Source organism: Kribbella sp. NPDC056345 (assembly GCF_042262745.1).
Lineage (GTDB): Bacteria > Actinomycetota > Actinomycetes > Propionibacteriales > Kribbellaceae > Kribbella.
In genome coordinates, this window is record NZ_JBHJQQ010000004.1 from 33,814 (window position 1) to 48,635 (window position 14,822).

The 14,822-nt window shown below is 68.0% G+C and carries 11 protein-coding genes; 5 read left to right on the forward strand and 6 right to left on the reverse strand.

What is annotated here, in order from left to right:
• Positions 1 to 15 precede the first annotated feature (15 nt).
• The 4 genes from ACFCV3_RS14965 to ACFCV3_RS14980 are packed head-to-tail and all read right to left on the reverse strand — an operon-like array spanning position 16 to position 3,036.
• Entirely contained in the window at positions 16 to 1,077 is a 1,062-nt protein-coding gene (locus tag ACFCV3_RS14965; RefSeq protein WP_376030414.1) for an ABC transporter ATP-binding protein, read from the reverse strand.
• On the reverse strand, positions 1,074 to 1,880 hold the full coding sequence (gene modB / locus ACFCV3_RS14970) for a molybdate ABC transporter permease subunit (RefSeq protein WP_376030415.1): 807 nt from the start codon (positions 1,878 to 1,880) through the stop codon (positions 1,074 to 1,076). The genes ACFCV3_RS14965 and modB overlap by 4 nt, the downstream gene beginning before the upstream one ends.
• Positions 1,877 to 2,641: a molybdate ABC transporter substrate-binding protein gene (gene modA / locus ACFCV3_RS14975; protein WP_376030417.1), complete on the reverse strand. Its 765-nt coding sequence runs from the start codon at positions 2,639 to 2,641 to the stop codon at positions 1,877 to 1,879. Before modA ends, modB begins: the two co-directional genes overlap by 4 nt.
• Complete coding sequence (locus ACFCV3_RS14980) at positions 2,641 to 3,036, reverse strand: molybdopterin-binding protein (protein WP_376030418.1); 396 nt, start codon at positions 3,034 to 3,036, stop codon at positions 2,641 to 2,643. The genes modA and ACFCV3_RS14980 overlap by 1 nt, the downstream gene beginning before the upstream one ends.
• A 108-nt stretch (positions 3,037 to 3,144) precedes the next feature.
• Between ACFCV3_RS14980 and ACFCV3_RS14985 the strand changes: the two genes are divergently transcribed.
• Both ACFCV3_RS14985 and ACFCV3_RS14990 read left to right on the forward strand, forming a co-directional pair.
• Complete coding sequence (locus ACFCV3_RS14985; RefSeq protein ID WP_376030420.1) at positions 3,145 to 5,067, forward strand: acyl-CoA dehydrogenase; 1,923 nt, start codon at positions 3,145 to 3,147, stop codon at positions 5,065 to 5,067.
• Positions 5,060 to 5,677: a hypothetical protein gene (locus ACFCV3_RS14990; RefSeq protein WP_376030422.1), complete on the forward strand. Its 618-nt coding sequence runs from the start codon at positions 5,060 to 5,062 to the stop codon at positions 5,675 to 5,677. Before ACFCV3_RS14985 ends, ACFCV3_RS14990 begins: the two co-directional genes overlap by 8 nt.
• Before the next feature lie 6 nt (positions 5,678 to 5,683).
• On the opposite strand, the gene ACFCV3_RS14995 is transcribed toward ACFCV3_RS14990, so the two are convergent.
• The gene (locus ACFCV3_RS14995; protein WP_376030424.1) at positions 5,684 to 5,926 is read right to left on the reverse strand and encodes a hypothetical protein; all 243 of its coding nucleotides are present in this window, start codon (positions 5,924 to 5,926) and stop codon (positions 5,684 to 5,686) included.
• A 426-nt stretch (positions 5,927 to 6,352) separates the two neighbouring features.
• On the opposite strand from ACFCV3_RS14995, the gene ACFCV3_RS15000 reads away from it, so the two are divergent.
• Positions 6,353 to 9,559: a phosphodiester glycosidase family protein gene (locus ACFCV3_RS15000; protein ID WP_376030426.1), complete on the forward strand. Its 3,207-nt coding sequence runs from the start codon at positions 6,353 to 6,355 to the stop codon at positions 9,557 to 9,559.
• Here ACFCV3_RS15000 and ACFCV3_RS15005 read toward each other — a convergent pair.
• Entirely contained in the window at positions 9,556 to 12,147 is a 2,592-nt protein-coding gene (locus tag ACFCV3_RS15005) for a bifunctional FO biosynthesis protein CofGH (RefSeq protein WP_376031337.1), read from the reverse strand. The two genes, ACFCV3_RS15000 and ACFCV3_RS15005, sit on opposite strands and share 4 nt — an antisense overlap.
• A gap of 118 nt (positions 12,148 to 12,265) precedes the next feature.
• Here ACFCV3_RS15005 and ACFCV3_RS15010 point away from each other — a divergent pair, with 118 nt between their 5' ends.
• On the forward strand, positions 12,266 to 12,808 hold the full coding sequence (locus ACFCV3_RS15010) for a TetR/AcrR family transcriptional regulator (protein ID WP_376030428.1): 543 nt from the start codon (positions 12,266 to 12,268) through the stop codon (positions 12,806 to 12,808).
• A 69-nt stretch (positions 12,809 to 12,877) separates the two neighbouring features.
• Entirely contained in the window at positions 12,878 to 14,743 is a 1,866-nt protein-coding gene (locus ACFCV3_RS15015; protein WP_376030430.1) for an FtsX-like permease family protein, read from the forward strand.
• Positions 14,744 to 14,822 lie beyond the last annotated feature (79 nt).

The following is a 14,822-nucleotide window of genomic DNA, read 5'->3' on the forward strand; positions in this document are numbered from 1 at the left end:
CCAACCTCTCAGTTGTCAGACGGGGTAGGTGGTTACTTCGGTGGCTTTGAGGGTGGCGTGTAGGGGGTGGCCGGGGGTGGGGTGGAGGTCGGCGAGGGCGGCGGGGGTTATGTCGGCCAGGAGGGTTGGGGGGCCGGTGGGGGTGGCGTCGAGGGTTATGCGGACTGTGTGGGCGTGTTGTTCCAGGGCTATGACTGTGGCTTGCCAGGTGTTGCGGGGGCTGCCGGTGGGGGGTGTGGGGTAGAGGCTGACGGCGGTGGGTGGGAAGGCTACGTGGACTGGGCCTTGGGCTGGTTCGGCGAGGGTGATGATGCCGCCGGTGGGGAGGGTGACTGTGGTGCCGGTGGCGGTGCCTCGGTAGAGGTTCAGGCCTACTAGTTGGGCTACGTAGTCGGTGCGGGGGTGGCGGGCTATGTCGGTGGGGGTGCCGGACTGGACTATGCGGCCGCTCTCGATGATGACCAGGCGGTCGGCCAGCACCATGGCATCCAGGGGGTCGTGGGTGACCAGGAGGGTGCGGCCGGGGAAGCGTTCCAGGTGCTGGCCGAGTTCGGCGCGGACGTGGAGTGTGGTGCTCGCGTCCAGGGCAGCGAGTGGCTCGTCGAGGAGCAGTACGTCGGGACTGGTGGCTAGGGCGCGCACCAGGGCTACCCGTTGGGCTTGGCCGCCGGAGAGGGTGCGGGGGCGGGTGCGGGCGTAGGAGGTGAGGCCGACGGTTTCCAGCCAGCGGGCGGCTTCGGTGCGGGCTACGTGTTTGTCGACGCCGCGGGCGCGGAGGCCGAAGGCTACGTTCTCCAGGCACGAGAGGTGGTTGAAGAGAAGGTAGTCCTGGAAGACGACGCCGATCGGGCGGCGGTCCGGTGGGTGGAACGTGCGGGGTGGCGCGTCCCAGGTCTCGTCGTCCAGGGCGATGCGTCCGGCGCCTAGTGGGAGCAGTCCGGCGATAGCGCGCAGTGCGGTGCTTTTGCCCGCGCCGTTCGGTCCGAGCAGCGCGACCACCTCGCCGGGAGCGATGGTGAGGTCCAGATCGAGGTCGAACGAACCACGGGTCACCCGGAGGTCGGCGTACAGAGTCATCGCAGCCCACCGATCCAGCGCTCGCGCAGAGACGCCAGAACGACGACGGACACCAGCAACAACACCAGGCTCAGTACGACGGCCACATCCGGATCGGTCTCCAACGCCAGATAGACCGCCAGCGGCATGGTCGTCGTACGGCCCGGGAAGTTGCCGGCGAACGTGATGGTGGCTCCGAACTCGCCCAACGCGCGGGCCCAGCACAGCACGGTTCCTGCGACTACACCGGGCGCAATAGAAGGCAGTGTCACCCGGCGGAACGTCAGCCAGCGACCAGCGCCGAGTGTGGCGGCCGCCTCTTCGTAGCGTGGGTCTGCTGCCCGCAGTGCACCCTCGACCGAGATCACCAAGAACGGCATGGCTACAAAGGCCTCGGCAACGATCACTCCGGCCGTGGTGAACGGTAAGGAGAATCCGAACCAGGTGTCGAGGTGCTCGCCGACCAGTCCGCGTCGGCCGAGCACCAGCAGCAACGCAACGCCACCAACCACCGGCGGCAGCACCAGCGGGACGGTTACCAACGCCCTGATGAGACCGCGGCCCCGGAGCTCACCTCTGGCGAGCAACCAAGCCAGTGGGATCCCCAGCAGCAGACAAAGCAAGGTAGCCGCCGTCGCACAGACCAGCGAGAGCCGTAGCGCCGTCCACACGTCCGCACTGAACAAACGACTCGGCAATGTCGACCAAGGTGCTCGGGCGAGCAATCCGATCAGTGGAATCAGCAGAAACGCCAGACCGAGCAGCGCAGGCAGCAGGAGTACGAGAGGGAGACGCCCACTCGTGCTCCTGCCGCGTCGGCTCACGGTGCGTCGAATCCTGCGGCCGACAGGACAGCCTTGCCCTGGTCGGACAGGACGTAGTCGACGAACGCCTTGGCACCGGCTGCGTTCGGTGCCTTGCTCAACGTGGCGATCGGGTACTCGTTGATCGCCTTGCTCGCCTCAGGGAACTCGATGCCGTCCACCTTGTCCTTGGCCGCGAGCACGTCCGTCTTGTAGACGAGTGCCGCGTCGACCTCACCCAGGCTGACCTTGGTGAGCGCGGCCTTCACGTCCTGCTCCAGAGTGTCCGGCTGCGGTGTCAGCCCAACCGCCTTGAACACCTTGTCCGCCGCCGCGCCACACGGCACCTGCGCGGCGCACAGTGCGATCTTCTTGTGCTGGTCGGTGAAGTCCTTCAGCCCGGTGATCTTGCCCGGGTTGCCCTTCGGTACGGCGATCTCCAGCGAGTTCGTCACGAACGTCGTTGGTGCGCCCTTGTCGGTCACCTGATCCATGTTCTTCGGCGCTGCGGATGCGAAGACGTCAGCCGGTGCGCCCTGGTTGATCTGCTGGGCCAGGGCCGAGCTGCCGGCGAAGTTGAAGACCACTTTGGCGCCTGGGTACGCTGCCTCGAAGTCCTTGCCCAGCTGGGTGAACGTCCCGGTCAGCGACGCCGCCGCGAACACGGTGACGGTGCCGGAAACCGCCGTACCGGAGCTGGAGCCGGATGCGGCCGGTTGGTCGGTGCCGCAGCCGGCCAGGGTCAGGGCAACGACGGCGGCGAGGACGGTACGGCGGAACATCAGGCCCCCGGGATCTCGACGACGACGTGGGTGGACTTGATCGAGGCGACGGCGACCACACCTGGCTCCAGTCCGAGTTCGTCGGCGGCCTCGCGGCTCATCAGCGACACGACGCGGAACGGGCCTGCCTGCATCTCGACCTGGGCCATCACGCCGTCCTTGACCACGCGGGTGACGATCCCGCGCATCCGGTTGCGGGCCGAGGCCGCGGTGGTGCTGCCCGGCTCCGGGGTCTCGGCCAGCTCTTGGGCGAACGTGGCCAGCGCCTGGCCGTCGACAGCCATCCGGCCGCCGTCCTGTAGCGACGGCAACCGGCCCTGATCGATCCAGCGGCGGACGGTGTCATCACTCACACCGAGGAGCGCTGCTGCCTCACTGATCCGCAAATTCGGCACGCTCGACAGCATACTGCCGCAACTGCGTCCCGGACCCGGGATCTCAGAGTTGTCCACAAGCTGTCATTGGTCACCGAAAGTGGGGGCGAATCCGCATATGTTGTGGGTATGAGGACATCGGGGATGCGGGACTATCTGGACGGGCCGCACAAGGCGGCCCGCGACGTCGTGCGCGCCGGCTTGGCGGCGAACGCGGAGCTGTTCGAGTTCGCCGTGCGGCAGCCGCGCGACGAGTATCGCGAGACCGTGCTGGAGATGCTGCAGGCGATCACCGCGCAGGGGCATCCTGCCCGCGGCTTCCCCAAGGAGTTCGGCGGCGAGGGCGACCTCGGTGGGTACATCGCCGGCTTCGAGACCCTTGCCTTCGGCGACCTGTCGCTGATGGTGAAGGCCGGGGTGCAGTTCGGTCTGTTCGCGGGGGCGATCCTGCACCTCGGCACCGAGCGGCACCACGAGGCCTACCTCGCCGATGCGATCGGCGGCCGCCTGCTCGGCTGCTTCGCGATGACCGAGACCGGGCACGGCTCGAATGTCCAGGCGCTCGGCACGACCGCGACGTACGACGCGGCGACCGGCGAGTTCGTCATCCACACGCCGTCCGCGGCCGCCCGCAAGGACTACATCGGTAACGCGGCTCGGCACGGGCGGATGGCGGCCGTGTTCGCCCAGCTCGTGGTCGGTGGCGAGACCCATGGCGTCCACTGCCTGCTGGTGCCCATCCGCGACGAGGACGGTACGGCGCTGCCGGGCGTGACGCTGTCCGACTGCGGACCGAAGCTGGGGCTGAACGGTGTCGACAACGGGCGGATCGTCTTCGACAACGTCCGGGTGCCGCGGGAGGCGCTGCTCGACCGCTATGCCCAGGTCGATGCTGATGGCAACTACCACAGTGAGATCGAGAATCCTGACCGCCGGTTCTTCACGATGCTCGGCACGCTGGTCCAGGGCCGGGTGTCGGTCGGCGGCGCCGCGATCACCGCGAGCAAGGTCGCGCTGGAGATCGCCATCCGGTATGCGGCGCAGCGTCGGCAGTTCGGTGCGCCGGGGAGCAACGAGGAGACGCTGCTGCTGGATTACCGCATGCATCAGCGTCGGCTCCTGCCGTTGCTGGCGAGGACGTATGCGCTGCATTTCGCCCAGGGTGAGTTGGTCGACGAGTTCGTCCGGGTGTTCGGTGACGGTAGTAGTGAGCACGACCGGCGGGCGCTGGAGGCGCAGGCCGCCGGGACGAAGGCCGTCGGCACGTGGCACGCGACCGAGACGATCCAGATGTGCCGGGAGGCGTGCGGCGGTGCGGGCTATCTGGCGGAGAACCGGCTGGCGACGCTGAAGGCGGACACCGATGTATTCACCACCTTCGAGGGCGACAACACCGTCCTGTTGCAACTGGTCGCGAAGGGGCTACTGACCGACTACCGAGAGTCGTTCGGCAAGCTGGATCCCCTCGGGACGGCCCGCTTCATCGCGGCTCAGGCGGTCGAGATAGCGGTCGAGAAGACCGCCCTGCGACCGCTCATCGATCGGCTGCGCGACGTCGTACCGAATCGGAACGATCCGGGTGATCCGGACGCTGGGCTGCGTGACGACGCCTACCATTCCGGGCTGCTGCGGTTCCGTGAGCAGCACATGCTGGCCGGGGTCGCGCGCCGGCTGAAGGCCGGGATCGACGCCGGGGACGGGGCGTTCGACGTGTTCAACCGCTGCCAGGACCACGTCATCGCGGCCGGCCGGGCGCATGTCGATCGGGTCGTGCTGGAGGCCTTTCAGGCGGCGGTGCAGGGAGCGCCCGAGGAGATCCAGGGGGTGCTGAAGGACGTCTACGACCTGCACGCCCTGTCGACCATCGAGGCCGAGCGCGCGTGGTATCTCGAGCACGGACGGTTGTCACCGGGCCGTTCGAAAGCGATCACCGCCCTGGTGAACGAGTTGTGCGGCGTCGTCCGGCCGGTCGCGGTGGAGCTCGTGGAGGCGTTCGGCGTACCGGGCGCGGCGGTGCAGGTGCCGATGGTTGTACCGTCACAGCATGAGTGAGTCGATCGAACCCGCGTCGGCTGCCGAGGCCGCCCGCGAACTCGCCCGGGTGCTGCTGGAGCAGGCCGATGCCCTCGACCTGCACGATCTGCGGGCCACCACAGCGATCGAGAACGTACGCGTCCAGGCCAGGGTGCTGGCCGACGCGGTCAACGAGCGTGGCTGGGGTGACATCTTCCTCGGGATCGACTCCTATGACCCCGACGAGCTGGACGAACTGCCGCTCGGCCCGGACGACTTCGACGATCCCGACGACTACCGGGAGATTGTCGCGGGGGACGACCTCGACGATCTCGAGGAGGTGCTGCTGCCGGAGGACGGAGTCCGGCTCAGCTACCAGGCGCGCTACGACTTCGTGGTGACGGACCCGGAGGCGTTCGTGCGCTACGTCCGCGGCCGCGCGCACGAAGCCCAGAACGACGAGGTCGTTGACGACGTCGAGGACGCGCAGTCGGCGTTCGAGCTGCTCTGCTACCTCGACGGCCTCGGGTCGCGGGAGTACGACCAGGAGGGCCTCACCCCGGCCGGCGGCGAGGAGTCGCACAAGATCGTCGAGTTCTCCCTGTGGGACCTCGACCCGACCCGCCGCGACGACACGTATCCGTACTGACCTGAATCAGAGGCCCTGCAGGCGGTCCTGGATGCGCTTGCTCTCCGCCGCCTGCGCGGCCTCTTCGGCAGCGAGCTCCGCAGCGCTCTTCTCCGGCTTCTCGCTCGGGCTCGCCACGCCGTCCAGCGCCTTGCTGATACTGCGCTGAGTCTGGTGCTCCGCGTTGTCGCCACTCTTGTGCGTCTCGTACGGGTTGTGGTCCTCGGACACGGTCTTCTCCTCCGTCTTTGTTGTTGCGGAAGGCAACATATAGACGGAGTGTAGTTGAAAAAATACTCAGCGTTGTCTTGTTCAAAGGCAATGCAAATGTTTGAACCGAGCAGTAGCCGGTTCTTGTGGCCCCATGACAACGTTCTGTTGTCAGCGACGGACGGGTCGCCGACACAGGCTCCAGGCGGAACAGCCGATGTACTCCCGTCCGTGACCGGAAATGTACCTCCCCTGCCGGTTACGGAATGAGACGACGGCTCCGCCCTCCTTCGGGCCGACTGCCCTCTCGGGGCAACAGCAGGACGCCGGTCGCGCCATCAGCGGTGCCGGTCGCCAGTGAGGTGGCGACCGACACCCGGCGCGACCGGCGTTTCTTATTTGTTCTTCGTTCACCGTGATAACCCTGGCGTGAACATCTGTCGAGGCGGTTGACTTGGTTCGTCAATCGTTGACGGTGGAGGTCTTGTGCGTGCCTTGTCGGTGGTGGGGATTGTGCTGGCGGCCGGTCTGGTCGGGCCGGGGCTGGTGGCGAGTGCGCAGCCTGTTGAGCAGGCGGCTGTCGGTCAGCTGCAGACGTATGAGCGAAGCCGGCCGGTTGCGCCTGGTGTGACGGCGGGGGCGCTGGAGACGTTCGACGGGCGGGGCTGGCAGCAGGGGAACACCTTGACTGTCGACCTGACCAAGGGGGCCCGGATCGACTACCTGTCGGCGGGCAAGGTCAGTTCGACCAAGCCGATCGATCAGCAGGCCAATGAGGTCGGCGCGGTCGCTGCTGTCAATGCGGACTTCTTTGACATCAACAACTCGGGTGCGCCGCTCGGGCCGGCGGTTGCCGACGGCAAGCTGGTGAAGTCGCAGTCGGAGGATCCGTATCGTGCGGTCGCCTTCGATCAGCGCGGTGTCGGGCGCATCCTCGAGGTCCTCTTCGAGGGTACGGCGGGGTCGTACCGTCTCGATCGCCTGAACAGCCCGACCATCGGCAAGGATGAAATCGGCGCCTTCACCACGTTGTGGGGCAGCTACTCGCGGGCCCAGACCGGAGCGACCAAGGTGGTCGAGGTGGTGATCACCGGCGACACCGTGACCGAGATCAACCCCGCCGCCGGTGCCGGCGAGATCCCGGCCGGTACGACGATCCTGGTCGGCCGGGAAGCCGGTGCGGACGAACTCGCGACCCTGAAGCTCGGCGACAAGCTTCCTGTCTCCTTCAAGCCGCGCGCCTCCGATGGCAGCACGATCCGGACCGCCGTCGGCGCGCACGCCCTGCTCGTCGACCAGGGCAAGCCGCAACCCGTCGACGACACCGTGTACGCCGGCCGCACCGGCCTCGGCTTCTCGGCCGACGGTAAGAAGCTGGTCGTCGTCAGCATCGACAGCAACCGCGTCACCCACAGCCGGGGCGCGACGCTCGCCGAGATGGGCAAGACCCTCGCGGCCCGAGGCGCGTACGTCGGTGTCGAGCTGGACGGCGGCGGCTCGTCGACCCTGGTCTCCAGGCGACCGGGCGAGGCGAAGGTCCAGGTCGACAACGTGCCCGGCGACGGTTCGATCCGCCCGGTCCCGAACGGCCTCGCGGTCATGGGTCCGAAGGGCAGTGGCCGGCTGCACGGCATGTGGGTCGAGACCGCGGCCGACGGCCGAACCGCTCCGGGCAATGCGCCGATCCCGGGTGGACGCCCCGACCGCGTGTTCGCCGGGACCACGCGCACGGTGACGGCGACGCCGTACGACGAAGTCTTCGGGCCGGTGAAGCTGCAGCCGCATGTGTTCTGGTCGGCCTCGCATGGGACAGTGCGGGACGGCGTGTTCACCGCGCGGACGCCGGGGCGGGCAACGGTCCGGGCGATCGCGGCGGGTGGTCAGGGGAGTACCGAACTCGAGGTGCTGGGGCCGCTGACGCGGATCGCGCCGACCAGCGCGACGTTGAACCTGACGGGTAACGGCACCTTCGGTCTGGTTGGATTCGATGCCCTCGGCAACTCGGCGCCGGTCGAACCTCGTGATGTCGAGCTGAGCTACGACGAGAGTCTGCTGACGATCACGCCGACCGCGGACGGCCGGTTCGGGATCACGCCGAAGAAGGACTCCGGTGCAGCCGTCGTGTCGGCGCGGATCGGTACGGCGCAGGCGGCGATCGCGGTCTCGGTCGGCGTGGAGAAGCGGATCATCGAGACGTTCGACACTGCCGAGAAGTGGACGTCGGGATCGGCGCGGGCCACGGTGTCGGTGAGCAAGACGCCCGACGGTCAGGACGGACCGGGGCTGAAGCTGAGCTACGACTTCGGTCAGTCCACGCTGACCCGGAATGCGATCGCGATCTCGCCGGCGCCGCTCGGCGACGCTGAGCAGGCGCGCGCCTTCGGCGTCTCGATCTTCGGGCATGGGAAGGGTGAGTGGACCGCGTTCGGTCTCGTCGACGCGACCGGGAAGCTGACCGCCGTCTACGGTCCCTACGTCACCTGGAACGGGTGGCAGACGGTCGAACTCCCTGTGCCAGAAGGGCTTCCGCAGCCGGTGCGCTTGCGCCGGGTTTACACGTTGGAGACGAAGGCGGCCGCGCAATACCAAGGCGAGATCGTGATCGACAACGCCTATGTGAAGGCGGCCCCGGCGGTCAGCGCGCCCGCGCCGGCCAAGGTGGCCGACCCGCTGATCCAGACTGCCCGAGCGGTCGACGGCCGGGACTGGCGGTTCGCGGTGATGTCGGATGCACAGTTCGTGGCGCGCGATCCGAATTCACCGTTGGTCCAGGCAGCCCGTCGTACTCTGCGTGAGATCAAGGCTGCGAAACCGGACTTCTTCGTGATCGCCGGTGACTTCGTGGACGAGGCCACCGAGGCGGACTTCCAGCTGGCCAAGCGGATCCTGGACGAGGAGATCGGTACGTCGGTGCCGTACTACTACGTGCCCGGGAACCACGAGGTGATGGGCGCGGCGATCACGAACTTCGAGAAGTACTTCGGGGCGACGCATCGGGTGTTCGATCATCGCGGGACGCGATTCATCACGCTGAACTCGTCGTCGGGAACCCTCAGGGGTGGCGGATTCGCCCAGATCGCCATGCTGCGTGGCGCTCTGGATCACGCGGCGAAGGATCGAGCGATCAACTCCGTGGTGGTGATCGAGCATCACCCGCCGCGGGATCCGACGCCGGCGCGCAATAGTCAACTGGGCGATCGCCACGAGGCTGCGTTGCTCGAGAAATGGCTGGCCGACTTCCAGCACTCGACCGGGAAGGGCGCGGCCTTCATCGGCGGTCACGTCGGGACCTTCAGCGCAGCCCACGTGGATGGCGTGCCGTATCTGATCAACGGGAACTCGGGGAAGGCGCCGGCCACCGCGCCGGAGGACGGCGGGTTCACCGGCTGGACGATGTTCGGGGTGGATCGGCGCGGGAAGGACTGGCTGTCGGCGCAGATTCGTCCGCATGTGGACGAGCTGACCCTGGAGGTCCCGAGCACGATCCGGCGCGGCGAGTCCGTACCGGTGAAAGCCACGCTGACTCAGGCCAGTCGCGCCGTACCGGTTGGTTATCCGGTCAGCGTCGACTGGTCGACCAGCCGGAATCTGAGGTACCACGACGGCACCGTCACCGCACTCAGGAAGGGTGCGGCAACGGTGACGGTCGAGGTGAACGGTGTCCGGCGGACCGCCGCTCTGACGATCAACTAGGCGAGTTCCAGCAGGGTGTTGGAGCGAGGGGCGACCTCGCCGTACGTCGTGGTGCGCTGGCGCGCCGGGCGGCCGGCGGCGGTCGCCATCGCGGTGAGCTCCTCGATGGACTTGCGGGATCCGTGCTTGGAGCCGGCCATCCGGCTGATGGTCTCCTCCATCAGGGTCCCGCCGATGTCGTTGACACCGCCGTTGAGGACGGCGACGCAGCCGTCGACGCCGAGCTTGACCCAGGAGCACTGGATGTTGTCGATCCGGCCGTGCAGCATGATCCGCGACATCGCGTGCACGGCGCGGTTCTCGTCGTACGTCGGGCCCGGGCGGGCGACGCCGGCCAGGTAGATCGGCGAGTTCTGGTGGATGAACGGCAGCAGCACGAATTCGGTGAAACCGCCGGTCTGGTCCTGCACCTCGGCGATCGTGCGCAGGTGCTGGACCCAGTGCCGCGGTTCGTCCACGTGGCCGTACATCATCGTCGAGCTGGACGGCAGGCCGACCTTGTGAGCGGTGCTGATGACCTCGATCCAGCTTGCCGTCGGCAACTTGCCCTTGGTGAGGATCCAGCGGACGTCGTCGTCGAGGATCTCGGCGGCGGTGCCGGGGATGCTGTCCAGGCCGGCCTCCTTGACCGAGATCAGGAACTCCTCGATCGACAGTCCGGTGCGGACCGAACCGTTGACGATCTCCATCGGCGAGTACGCGTGGACGTGCATCTGCGGGACGCGGTCCTTGATCGCACGAACGAGATCCGCGTACGCCGTACCGGGCAGGTCGGGGTGGATACCGCCCTGCATGCAGACCTCGCTGGCGCCGATCACCCAGGCCTCTTCGGCGCGCTGGGCGACCTCGTCCATCGAGAGTGAGTAGGCGTCGGCGTCGGTACGGCGCTGAGCGAACGCGCAGAAGCGGCAGCCGGTGTAACAGACGTTGGTGAAGTTGATGTTCCGGTTCACGACATAGGTGACGTCGTCCCCGACAACCTCCTTGCGCAGGTCGTCCGCGATCTTCGCCAGGTGGTCGAGAGCGGGGCCGGTCACCGTCATCAGGGTGAGCGCCTGAGCGTCCGACAGTCCGGCCGGGTCGTCCGCGGCCGCGGCGAGCGCGGCCTTCACATCCGCGTCAATGCGGACCGGAGCCGAACCGTGGTGAGGGGGAGGAGGGGTGGCGCCAGAGCCGATCTCAGTGGCTGAGGCAGCGTTCTCGCGGCCGGCGGTGAGGGGGAGGGAGGTGCCTGCGGCTCGGCGGGCGGCTACGTCTTCGCGGATTACGTCCCAGTCGCCGTAGGCGGCGTCGAAGTCGGAGCGGGTTTCGGTACGGCGGCCCTCGGTGTCGATGGCGGTGTGGAGGTCGGTGCGGCCGACGGAGTCCCAGCCGCCGTCGGGTTCCTGCCAGGGCAGGCCTTTCGGCATCGCGGCTTCGTTGGCCAGGCCGGTCTCGGGGTCGATCAGCGCTTCGACGTGTGAGATGAGGCGCGGGTCGAGCCACGGCTCACGCAGGTACTCCGGATGCGCGGTCAACCGCTCCCGCAGTACGAAGCCGGCATCCGCGGTGACCTTGGCCAGGTCGTCGATCTGCGGCCACGGGCGTTCGGGGTTGACGTGATCCGGGGTCAGCGGCGAGACGCCACCGAAGTCGTCGACACCCGCATCCAGCAGCGCGCGGCACTCGGCCAGGTCGACCAGGTTCGGCGGCGCCTGCACGCGCACCCGCGGCCCGAGCACGATCCGGGTCGCGGCGATCGCGGCCAGCCACTCGTCCAGCGGTACGTCGGCGTCGTTGCGCATCGCGGTGTCCGGCTTCACCCGGAACCCCTGGATGATCACTTCCTGAATTCCGTTGTACTGCCGCGCGATCTTCCGCAGCGCGAAGATCGAATCTGCTCGTTCGGTCAGGTTCTCCCCGATACCGATCAACAGACCCGTCGTGAACGGAACATTCGATCGCCCCGCGTCCTCCAGCACCCGCAACCTGATCGCCGGATCCTTGTCCGGGGACCCGTAGTGCGGCTGACCCTTCTCCTCGAACAACCGCCGCGAGGTGGTCTCCAGCATCATGCCCATGCTCGGCGCGACCGGCTTCAGCCGCTGCAGGTCCTGCCACGACATCACCCCCGGGTTCAGGTGCGGCAGCAGACCGGTCTCCTCGAGCACCCGGATCGACATCGCCCGGACGTAGTCCAGCGTGCTGTCGTACCCGGCCTCCTCCAGCCACACCCGCGCCGCGTCCCACCGCTTCTCCGGCGCATCGCCCAGCGTGAACAGCGCCTCCTTGCACCCCATCGCAGCACCCTGCCGCGCGATCTCCAGCACCTCGTCAGGTGACAGGTACGGCGCGTGGACCCGACCGGGCGTGGTCGCGAACGTGCAGTAGTGGCAGCGGTCCTGACACAACCGCGTCAGCGGAATAAAGACCTTCTTCGAGTACGTGATGATCCCGGGCCGCCCGGCATCGGCCAGCCCCTGGTCGCGGACCCGGGCCGCGGTCGCCATCAAGGCCGTCAGCGCGGTCCCCGAGGCGGTCAGCAACACCTCGACCTCGGTCGGGTCGAGGGTCTTACCGTCGTCGGCCCGCTTCAGTGCGCGGCGCATCGCCGTACTCAGCTCGTTGGTTGTCACGTCACCAAAGCCTAGGGGCCGGAACGCGGCCGATCCCGCGATTCGGCTGGCCAAAAACAATCCGTACAGCTGTCCTGATAGTTTGCGAATCATGACTGCCGACGGGCGCCGCAAGCGTGGTGAACTGCGGCGGAACGAGCTTCTGCAGGCCGTCGTCGAGGTGATCCGATGCGACGGAGTCGCAGGTGTGAGCCATCGAGCGGTCGCGGCGAAGGCCGATGTGTCGGTCGCGTCGATCACCTATCACTACGCAACCCTCGACGATCTGCTCGTCGCGGCGCTGATGTGGGCGGCCGACGACCTGGCCGCCGAGCTGCACGGCTGGGGCAGCGAACTGGGCCCGCGGCCGACCGACGAACTGGCCCGGCTGATCGAGCACAACCTGGTACGGCGACGTGGCCGCACGCTCGCGCTCTACGAGCTCTACCTGTACGCCGCTCGCCGGCCGGAGCTCCGGTCTGCCGCAGCCGCCTGGCTGGAGCCGATGACCGACATCGCCCGGACCTTCACGGCTGATCCGCGGAAGGCGCAGCTGCTGGTCGCCGCGCTCGACGGGCTCCTGATGCAGTGCCTGATCGGTGCGCGCGAGGTCGACCGCGCTGATATTGCAGCGCTGCTCGACGTACTGCGGTAGCGCGTGAGCTACCCCGGCCGGGGTGTCCGGGCCAGGGCGGTCAGGGCCGCGGCGCTGTTGGGTTGAGGCATGCTCAGGTTGTCGGTCGGTGCTGTACGGGACAGGTGGCAGTTGTTCGCCGGGGCGGTCGTTGCGGTCGCTCTCGGCGTCGGACTGGTTCAGTCGGGTCTGCAGATGCTGGCTGCCACTGGACGGCCCGTGCTGCCGGCCGGGCTGTCGGCGTACGAGCGTGCACAGCTCCGTGAGGGCTACGTGGGTGCCGGAACGCTCTTGGGGATGTCGGTGATGCTTGCGGTGTTTCTGACCGTATTCATCGTCAGTACGACGTTTGGCTTCACCGTGGTGCAGCGGCGGCGCGAACTCGGGCTCCTGCGACTGGTTGGCGCCCAGCGGGGGTATCTGTGCCTGATGCTGGTCTGCGAGGCCGCACTGCTCGGTCTGCTGGGCAGTGCGGTCGGGGTGCCGCTCGGACTACTTGCGACGTGGGTCCAGTCGGCGCTGATGATCAAGCTCGGCATGTTGCCGGAGTGGTTCGCTGCGCCGTGGAGCCAGGGGGCGATGTGGGCCGCGATGATCGTCGGAGTCGGTACGGCGCTGACCGGCGTACTCGCGGCTGCGTGGCGTGCGTCTCGGGTCAACGCACTGGAGGCGCTGGCCGAGAGTCGTTCTTCGCAACGGGTGATGACTGGCTGGCGGTGGTTCTGGGGACTGTCGGCCGCGGCTGCAACCGTGGCCATGGTGATCACCGCGCAGGCCGCGCGGGATCTGGTGGCCGGTCTGCTGATCGGACTGATGGTGCTGGTCAGTGGCTCGGTCGCGCTCAGCCAGCTCAGCCCGATCGTCGTACCGTGGGCCGGTCGGCTGCCGGCTGTGGTCCTCCGCGGTCACCTGATCGCGGACCTCGCCCGCGCCGGCGTCCTCCACGCCGTACGGCGAAGTGCGGCGACCGCGGCACCGTTGATCGTGCTGGTGGGACTGGTGGTTGGTCTCTGGGGAACGTTCGGTTCGCAGGCCAAGGCGGTCGGGGTTGAGCAGGAGCGGTTGATCACCGCCGAGCTGGTCGTCGACCGCGCGGTTCCGCCCGGCCCTGGGATCGCGGTCGTCTCGCCGCAGACCGCCGTACCGGTGGTGGTGTCGCGGGGTAAGAACACGGTGTATTCCGAGGCGGTCGGGATCGACCCGGCGGCGTATCAGCAGACGCATGCGCTGCGGCCGCGGAAGGGTTCGTTGGACAAGCTGTCCGGGCAGACGATCGCGATCGGGCCGGGGATGGCTGCCGAGGGGTTCAAACTCGGGTCGACGGTGACTGTTGCCATGGGCAAGAAGAAGGTTGCGGTGAAGGTGGTTGCGATCATGCCGGAGACGCTCGATGTCAGTGAGAACTTCTTCGTCCCGTTGTCGCTGCTGCCGGTCGGTGGTCGTACCGAGACGCTGGTGAAGGTTGCTCCAGGCATCGATCCTCAGAAGGTTGCGGCCGGGTTGCCGGGTTCGGTTCGGACAGTTGGTGAGTGGGCGAAGGCTCGGGGTGATGCGCAGCTACGCAACAACACCGGTCTCTTCGCCGCACTGATGGGGCTGGCCGGGATCTTCACCGCCATCGCCGTGGTCAACGCCGTGGTGATGTCGACCGCGGACCGGCGCCGCGAGTTCGCCCTGGCCCGGATGGCCGGCCTGACCCGTCGCCAAGTCGTCGCCGTCGCCCTGACCGAGTCGGTCACCGTCGTCCTGACCGGCGTCCTGCTCGGTGCCGCTGTCGCCGCCGCAGCCCTCGCCGGAATCGCCGCAGGCCCCTACGGTCTCGCTGCGGTCGCGATGCCGTGGCGGCTCCTCGGGCTCATCCTCGGCGCAGCTCTCCTGGTAGTCGGCGCGGCCGCGGCCCTAACCGCCCACCAAGCAACCAAGCCTCGCCCCGTCGCCCTGCTCGCCGCGCGCTGATCAGTGTCGGGAAGGACACGTGGTAGTCGGGATAGCAGCAGCCTCGGCCGGGCGGCTGAGCGTGGCGCGCTCGCCGCGG

Coding starts and splice junctions, on each gene's coding strand:
- ACFCV3_RS14985 (WP_376030420.1), top strand. CDS start 3,145: ATGAGGACATCGGGGATGCGGGACTATCTGGACGGGCCGCACAAGGCG.
- ACFCV3_RS14995 (WP_376030424.1), bottom strand. CDS start 5,926: ATGTTGCCTTCCGCAACAACAAAGACGGAGGAGAAGACCGTGTCCGAG.
- ACFCV3_RS14990 (WP_376030422.1), top strand. CDS start 5,060: ATGAGTGAGTCGATCGAACCCGCGTCGGCTGCCGAGGCCGCCCGCGAA.
- ACFCV3_RS15015 (WP_376030430.1), top strand. CDS start 12,878: ATGCTCAGGTTGTCGGTCGGTGCTGTACGGGACAGGTGGCAGTTGTTC.
- ACFCV3_RS15010 (WP_376030428.1), top strand. CDS start 12,266: ATGACTGCCGACGGGCGCCGCAAGCGTGGTGAACTGCGGCGGAACGAG.
- ACFCV3_RS15005 (WP_376031337.1), bottom strand. CDS start 12,147: ATGCGCCGCGCACTGAAGCGGGCCGACGACGGTAAGACCCTCGACCCG.
- ACFCV3_RS14965 (WP_376030414.1), bottom strand. CDS start 1,077: ATGACTCTGTACGCCGACCTCCGGGTGACCCGTGGTTCGTTCGACCTC.
- modA (WP_376030417.1), bottom strand. CDS start 2,641: ATGTTCCGCCGTACCGTCCTCGCCGCCGTCGTTGCCCTGACCCTGGCC.